General features: G+C 35.4%; 2 protein-coding genes. Both read right to left on the bottom strand.

What is annotated here, in order from left to right; genetic code table 11:
• Positions 1-77: 77 nt before the first annotated feature.
• On the bottom strand, positions 78-1391 hold the full coding sequence (locus tag JT739_RS08090; RefSeq protein ID WP_237660601.1) for an ISL3 family transposase: 1314 nt from the start codon (positions 1389-1391) through the stop codon (positions 78-80).
• Positions 1392-1400: 9 nt separating this feature from the next.
• A complete protein-coding gene (locus JT739_RS08085) occupies positions 1401-1616 on the bottom strand; it encodes a hypothetical protein (RefSeq protein ID WP_023062798.1) in 216 nt (71 codons plus the stop codon).
• Positions 1617-2181: the final 565 nt, after the last annotated feature.

Raw genomic sequence — 2181 nt, 5'->3', positions numbered from 1 at the left:
AGAGTATCGAGCCTAATATATTGGTAATTCATTTTTAGGGTATATAACTTTAAGTGTGGAAAATAAAAAGAGAGATGTTAAAAATCATCTCTCTCTATAACTTCAAGTAATTGTGGAATCAATACTCCGAACCCTTCTTTAAGTCGTGGTTCCGAGTAGTCGAAATCGAATGTGTTATAAAGCATATTACCTATACGCATATACCCGTTATCCTTATCGTATTTAGGTCGTATTGTGGCTTTGGTGCTGAATAGTATCTTTGCCCTTAATACCTCAAAAGAGTAACCCCTTCCATGCTTTTCAATATCTTTTATTATGTTGTTTATACTCTCTGTGAAAGCATTGGTTACAAAGTGGTCAAAATAGTTAAATACCTCCGTATGCCAATTATCAATAATTGAAGCAACTTCCAGGAATGGCTTCATATCACAAGGAATAGAAGATTTCCACTCTTTATAATAGGTTATAGCCTGTTCTTTGGTTTCACATAGGTACATATCTCTTAATCCCTCTTTGATATAGTAGGCTACACGAAGTGTGGGGAACATCGTAAACCAAATATCACGATTAAGCCTATCCGCAGGAATTAAATCTTCTTTGTTCCTTAGTAGCACATATCTATCACGCATTAGTTGTTTCCGCTGTTGAGGTGTTAGAGTTTCCCTAAAGGACTTTCTTACGGAATCTAAAGCCTTATTAGCATATTGCACCACATGGTACTTATCAATTACTATATGTGCTTTAGGTATTGTTTCAATGATAGATTCTTTGTAAGGCTTCCACATATCCATTGTAACAACTTCAACCTTGTGCAAATCAGGTACTTTAGACAAGAACTTGATAACATCTTTCTTACTACGATTTGGCAACATATCAAGTATTTTAAGTTTCTCTATATCAGTGAATATACACCTCATTTTCTTGTTTAAATGCACCTCATCTATTCCTAACACACGAGGGGTTTCGAAAATCATTGCTCGTTCTTGCTCTTCTACATACTCACTGAAAATGCGTTTGACTGTGGAAGATGAGATGGCATAAATCTCTCCAATCTTTTTAAATGGCTCTTTTAGTGACAATTCTTTGATATGTTCTTTGAGACGTAGAGTAATTTTATCCCTATCATCAATTGAATAAAACTTCTCTGTGAAAGTCTTGCCACATTGTTTACATTTGTAACGATTTCCTTTTACAACTATGCCAACACGTTGATTAAACATGTTTAAATCTCTCACAAAGCGTTCCATAGGTGCATGTTTATAGCAATCCTCATTACCACATTCAGGGCAAGATACAATAGGCTTGATGGCTTCTACAGTAAATTTTAAATCCTTTTGTTCGTTTTCTTCTACTTTAAGCACTCTAAATTCTGGCAGATTAAGTTGATTCATGAAGGCCTCCTATTCATCTGTAATCTCACTTACAAACTCTTTTGATGTATCATCACAAAGGCACGTTGCGGTGAGATTTAGATAATAGTGTTCGCCATAACATTTAGATTGGGCTTTGTATTTATGTCTTGCAATTTCGATAGCCCTATCTTCATTTTCTGCAATAACGAAGCATTTAACAACACCGAAGCCTACATAACCATTATTTACTTCGAATAACTTCATAATAATTAGCCACTCCTAATAATCATTGTGTGGGCAGGGATTTGCACCCTGCATGAGGAGTTCAGTTCCTTTTTTCATGCGTGGGACTCCTCTAGTGTACGAACTCTAGCGTCTACCTATTCCGCCACCACACAATAAATAATATATTACAGGCAAATAGAGGACGATGACTTCATTTAGTATTACTGGATGTAACACTAAACTACTTGCGGTGTTTGGACAATTTAGGAACCACCTACAGTTTCGGTCGGTGATTTTAAACCCTGTACCCACTACTAACTGAATTAGTCCCCTCCAGCAGGTCGATAGTCTTTAAAGCATTTATTGCTCCCTATCGCTTAATAGTAGCACCGTTATATCCCGTATTTGCCTATGAATATTATACCACAGTTAAAGTTATATTGTCCACACTTAAAGTTATTTTGAGAGATAAAATTTTATTTAATTTTCAAGGTTCAAAAAATCATTATTCCACAGTTAAAGTTTCAATGCTTGACACACAAAATTGCCTATTATACAATAACTTTATGCAAAAAGGAGGGAAAACAATGAGTTCATTCATGGC

The organism is Tepidanaerobacter sp. GT38 (assembly GCF_021991635.1).
GTDB lineage: Bacteria > Bacillota > Thermosediminibacteria > Thermosediminibacterales > Tepidanaerobacteraceae > DTU063.
This window is presented reverse-complemented; position numbering and strand designations above follow the sequence as displayed.